The following is a 5,543-nucleotide window of genomic DNA, read 5'->3' on the forward strand; positions in this document are numbered from 1 at the left end:
TAAAACCTGTCGTACGTTTAGCTACAACATCCAGCTTGACGTCTTTGGTCAGCGGCTTGTTGCGTGCGTGAACCTTCAGTACTGCCTCGCGGCCTTTCACGTCCGGACGATCGACCGTAATTTGACGGTCAAAACGGCCTGGGCGCAGAAGCGCAGGGTCGAGGATGTCGGCACGGTTCGTTGCAGCCACGATGATGATGCCTTCGTTGCCGCCGAAACCGTCCATCTCTACGAGGAGCTGGTTCAGCGTCTGCTCGCGCTCATCATGCCCGCCGCCGAGTCCGGCACCGCGCTGACGACCTACGGCATCAATCTCGTCAATGAAGATAATACATGGTGCGTTCTTCTTGGCATTCTCGAACAAGTCACGCACACGGGATGCACCGACACCGACGAACATTTCCACGAAGTCCGAACCCGAAATACTGAAGAACGGAACTCCGGCTTCACCCGCTACGGCACGGGCGAGGAGGGTCTTACCTGTACCTGGAGGGCCTACGAGGAGAACCCCTTTAGGAATACGGGCACCTACCGCGGCAAACTTCCGCGGATCCTTCAGGAATTCAACGACTTCGACAAGCTCCTGCTTCTCTTCGTCGGCTCCCGCAACATCCTCGAAGGTAACCCTTTTCTTCTCTTCATTATATAGACGGGCGCGGCTCTTGCCGAAGTTCATAACCTTGCCCCGCCTCCCTGCGCTTGATTGAACAGGAAGAAGAAGAGAATAAACATAATAACTGATTGAACAGGAAGAAGAAGAGAATAAACATAATAACCAAAGGAATCAGGGAGGAGAGCAGCGTCAGCCAGACGCTTTCGCCTTCCATTTTCTTCTGGGTGAATTTCATGCCGGTTTTGTCACTGGCAGCTACCAACTCATCGATTGCAGCATCTGTAGCCGGAGTGTAGGTCGAGAAATTCTCTGATTTAACGTCGGCCGGTTTATTCTTATATTTACCGGTTACCAGATAGGCGTAACCGTCGAATTGAACCGTAATTTCCGATACGTTACCAGCAGCGATTTGCTGGCGCAATTGATCGTATCTAGGGCTGTCAGCAGATTCACCGCTGTTGCTGACAAACTGGACTATGCCCACCACAACTAAAAAAGAATCAAATAAAACCAGAATTCCGGATGAACCGATTCATCCCCTACCTCCTCTCAAAACACTTTAATTATTTTACCATAGCCTGTCTAACCATCTCAAATAGAGGTGGTAAAGGCATGAGCGTGCTTAAGCTCATGGGCTTGAGTAGCGCAATTAGTGGGTATAGATTTCCGGTTTCAAGATCCCGATGTAGGGCAGGTTCCGGTAATGCTCAGCGTAATCCAGACCGTATCCGACAACAAACGCGTCAGGGAGTACGAATCCGGTATAATCCGCCTCGAGCTTCACTGTTCGGCGGGCAGGTTTGTCAAAGAGCGTAACCACGCACGTCGATTTGGCGTTGCGGCTCTTGAGCAGCTCAATCAGATGGCTCAGCGTGAGACCGCTGTCGATAATATCTTCGACAATCAGCACGTCACGTCCTTCAACCGGGACATCCAAATCCTTGATGATTTTGACAACACCCGAAGACTTGGTCTGCGCCCCGTAACTGGATACGGCCATGAAATCGAGTTCCATAGGTACTGTCATATTTTTAACCAAATCCGCCATAAAAATAAACGCGCCTTTGAGTACACAAATCACAAGAGGGTTGCGACCCTCATATACCGAGCTCAGCTCGGCACCGAGTTCCTTAATTTTCTTCTGGATTTCTTCTTCGCTGATCAGAACTTCTTGAATATCGTTTTGCAACTGAGCGAACCTCCTACGTTATACTATGAAAGCCTAACAATGACCATTACAGTTACTCCGCATTCCCCGCATCCTCCAGGGAAAAGTGAAGCACCGTCGATGTATGCGCACCTACAGCGGCATGAATCGAACGCCTTACACCCGGGATCCATACGATGCTGCCTGAACCGTCAACAAGAACCGGTATGCGGGAGCGCATGGATGGAGGTATCTTCGCGTCAATGAAAATATCTTTTACCTTTTTGCTTCCGTTTAATCCCATGATTCTCATTGTGTCCCCAGGCTGTCTTGAACGGATCGTGAGCGGAAACTGCAGCTCATCGGCGTCAAAAACCGCTTGATGACCGTCTAACGCCATCTTGGACAATTGATTTACTTCAGGCGTATGCTCCGCCATTCTCAGGACTTTCCTTATTTCTTCCAACCACAACTCCGGGACGATTGCATCCAACCGATATGTATAGCCAATCATCTTCTCCGGCATCCCGTGCATAAACGTTATCCAATCGTATTCGCGTATGCAGACCAGGCCGCAGCCCAGGTCCAGGTGCCATGTTGTGCTGTCTTTCTGGTGAATCCCGTGCCGAATGGTTTCGATCTTGTGATAATCGGTGTTTTCGGAACCCGGCGACAGATAATTTAATATTAGTTTAATCAACCTCCGTTGTAAAGCGACATGTAAGGCCAAAAAGGAAGGCGCCCGAAAAGCGTGCCTTCCATGATTACACTGTACCAGTTCGCGGTATGCGTTCACCGCTGCCTGTTCCACGAAGTCGTCTTCCGGGCCGATAATGTCAGCCATCTGATTGATCGATTGAACAATCCGACTATTATATTGCCCTAAATAAGGCAGGACATCCAGACGGATTGCATTCCGTCTGTACTCGGTCTGGAAGTTGGTCTGGTCGACAGCGTAAGGATAACCATTCTGCTCACACATATCCACGAGGTCTGTTTTGTATATACGTAAGAAAGGGCGGATAAGTTCCACATTTTTTTCCCGTCTTTTGAACCGGATTCCCCGGAGCCCCCCCGGCCCGCTTCCGCGCAGCAAATGCATCAGCACCGTCTCCGCCTGATCGTCGGCGTGATGGGCCAAAGCGATAGTGTTGGCGCCGCACGCCTGCGCCGTTTCAAACAAAAATTCATAGCGCTTGAACCGGGCCGCCTCCTCCACCCCCTTGCCGCTCTCCTTCATATAAGAGGGTACGTCGACTCTGGCCATCTCAAACCGGATGCCTAATTCCGCGGCCAGCCGCCGGACCAGTTCGGCTTCCTCATCCGCTTCCGCCCGCAGCCCATGGTGAGCGTGGGCACAAATGAGGTTAAGGGGGACCGCCGTTTCGGAAATGTCCTTCAGAACATGCAAAAGAGCCACAGAGTCCGGACCTCCGGATACTGCGACTACGAGGGTGTCATGGGGAGACCATAAGCGGTGCTCTTCCGCCGTGCGGAGCACTTGCTCTTTAATTGTGCTGAACTTCTGCCTGCTCTCCATCCATGTTCTCCTTTTTTCTCGCATTCATGCCTATGTATCAATATCTTCTATTATACAGCTCACCGATCTGGTGTTGCTCATTTAAAAAATACAAAGTACACCGCAGCTCCCAGCATAATGACTGAGAAGGCAAACGTATTGATCAGCCACCTCGGCGTCTTGCCCGGGGCTCTGCCGGAAATGGCCGGTGCATAAATTTGCTGTTTCCACGCGGCCAGCGCCTCCCTGGACCCTGAAAACTCACCTTGGATTGCTTTGCGCAGCCATTGGGCATACGGCTTCAGCCTCGGGCTCCGGCCAATCAGATTGAGCAGCTCTGAACTGTTCCGCGTCTGCGGAAGCAGCTGGGCGCAGGCCGCCTTCAGTCCCTCTTCATTCAGAAGCTGGATTATCAGCACGGCAAAAGCGAACAAGTCGTAAGCTTCATCACTGCTGCGGCTGCCGGCATTCCAGTAACCCCGGTCATACCACTCCGTGAACTGCTTGACGCTGCGTCCAATTTTACTGACGCCGCCATAATCGATCAATTCCACCTGCCCATAATCCGATACCATGACATTGTCGGGCTTAAGGTCTCCGAATATGAACCCGAGCCGATGCAGGCCGGTCAGCTTTTCGAGCAGCCGCAGCCCTGTAATTCCAACCCATTCCTCGCCCCGCCGGCGGATAAAATGATGGATCGGATTCCCCTCAATATAACGCATCACGTAGAATGGCACTTCTTTACCCATCCCCGTAAAATCATCCACTTCCAGCAGAAACGGAGTTTTGAAGCTCCCCTTCAGTCCGTCCTGGCGCCTGCTCTGTGACTGCAATGAGGTCAGCACATTGATCTCCGACTGCAGATCCAGCGTGTCATACCCCATTTTCAGCGCGTACAAATTCCGGTATCCGGCCTTGTGAACGAGGTATACGATGCCATTGCCGCCCTGTCCAAGCACTCGCCGGATCACAAAGCGGTTATTATGCCATTTTCCCGTAATTACCGTTCCGGCCGGATATGCCGGTCTAGACGACGTAGTCACCGAGCATCCCTTCTCCTTCTCCGTCATTTCCCCGCCAGGTTTGTCCGTCTAGTGTACCATAACGGAAGAAATCAATCACCTTCAGAATCGCCGGTCCGGTTGGCGTGGCCCCTTTCATTTGGATTCGTTGGAACAAGTTGCGCACTCCGGCAAGATCCTGGATCCAGTCGGAGTCCATGACGGCGTCCTCTCCGCTGTTCCGTCCGGGAAAATGGAATACAGCCAGTTCACTTAGGCCTTCCCTGGCCTGCAGGCTGAGCATCAAATCCCGAATGGCGTCCTCGACCGCAGCCAGCTTCGGCTTCATACTGGCACTGGCATCAATCAACAGGGCAACTTGAAGCGGTGTCGTTTCGGTCAGCTCATCCACGACTTGAACCACCTGAGACCGCTGCCTGAGGCGGAAGCTCCTCCAGGGATCCGTCCCCCAAAATCGTCTTTAACTCCTTATTAACCGCCTGCTGTATCGTCTGAACCACCGTTTTGCGTGTCATCATCTGCATCGTTTGAGCCAGCTGCCTGGTCCCCACGATGCGGCTCACCCCCCCGCCGGCCTTGGCAATTTCAGCAATTTCCAAGCTGCCAAGCTCCCCAATCGTTCCGTAATCGATCACACCGGCGACATTTACCGTAATTCCTTCCTGCAGCGCATGAGCCGCGGCCATGACCGGGCTTGCTCCGACATTGGAACAACCGTCCGTAATTAATAAAATTTGTTTCATGATGGCATCATTCCTCCCAAAAGTGTCTATCACCCTTTAGGTTCTAGTATTTCCACTTTTGAGAGATTCAAACGGCTGCCCGGCCTCTCCATCCCATTTCCCGGGCAATGGGACGGATAACAACTAGTTTTACATATTCACCTCCGATCATGATCCGGCAATGCGGTCAGCTGACCGTGCGCGGCCGCTCCATGCGGTCGACGCCCGGCACATGCAGGGTAGCCCACTCCGGCTGGTAATGCTCTACCTTTCCTACAACGACGGTCATGTCGTCATGAATTTGATTTTGCTGGTAACGAATCACTTTCTCGAGCAGGCAGTCGGCAATATGCTGCGGGTCGTTACTTTCAATCTCCTGCAGCATCCGCTTCATCCACAATTCCTTGTTCACGGCGTAACCCGGCGCATCATAGATGCCGTCCGTCATCATGATAACGATGTCCCCTGCTTGCAGCTTCAAGGTGACCAGATCCACCTCAATATCCTGAATAATGCC

4 protein-coding genes and 2 pseudogenes are annotated in these 5,543 nt (G+C 52.2%); all 6 read right to left on the minus strand.

Annotated elements, in window-relative coordinates; all coding sequences use genetic code 11:
* A pseudogene (locus CPT76_RS07220) lies at positions 1 to 1,149 on the minus strand (ATP-dependent metallopeptidase FtsH/Yme1/Tma family protein); the annotation flags it as partial.
* Between the two features lie 113 nt (positions 1,150 to 1,262).
* Positions 1,263 to 1,802, minus strand: coding sequence for a hypoxanthine phosphoribosyltransferase (gene hpt / locus CPT76_RS07225; RefSeq protein ID WP_076176679.1), 540 nt, complete (start codon positions 1,800 to 1,802; stop codon positions 1,263 to 1,265).
* Positions 1,803 to 1,854: 52 nt separating this feature from the next.
* Positions 1,855 to 3,300 (minus strand): tRNA lysidine(34) synthetase TilS, encoded by a 1,446-nt coding sequence (gene tilS / locus CPT76_RS07230; RefSeq protein WP_105442426.1) that lies wholly within the window; start codon positions 3,298 to 3,300, stop codon positions 1,855 to 1,857.
* Between the two features lie 77 nt (positions 3,301 to 3,377).
* Positions 3,378 to 4,325 carry a serine/threonine protein kinase gene (locus tag CPT76_RS07235; RefSeq protein WP_105442427.1) on the minus strand — a complete coding sequence of 316 codons (948 nt, stop codon included), beginning with the start codon at positions 4,323 to 4,325 and terminating at the stop codon, positions 3,378 to 3,380.
* Positions 4,309 to 5,047, minus strand: a pseudogene (locus CPT76_RS07240) (vWA domain-containing protein). Before CPT76_RS07240 ends, CPT76_RS07235 begins: the two are co-directional and overlap by 17 nt.
* A gap of 166 nt (positions 5,048 to 5,213) precedes the next feature.
* Positions 5,214 to 5,543 (minus strand): serine/threonine-protein phosphatase (locus tag CPT76_RS39125; RefSeq protein ID WP_258168177.1); only part of this gene is annotated, 330 nt, incomplete at its 5' end.

Origin of the sequence: Paenibacillus sp. AR247, assembly GCF_002968895.1 — a bacterium.
GTDB lineage: Bacteria > Bacillota > Bacilli > Paenibacillales > Paenibacillaceae > Paenibacillus_AQ > Paenibacillus_AQ favisporus.

Bases quoted from the DNA above. Each gene is read 5' to 3' on its own strand.
- tilS (WP_105442426.1), bottom strand. From the start codon at position 3,300: ATGGAGAGCAGGCAGAAGTTCAGCACAATTAAAGAGCAAGTGCTCCGC.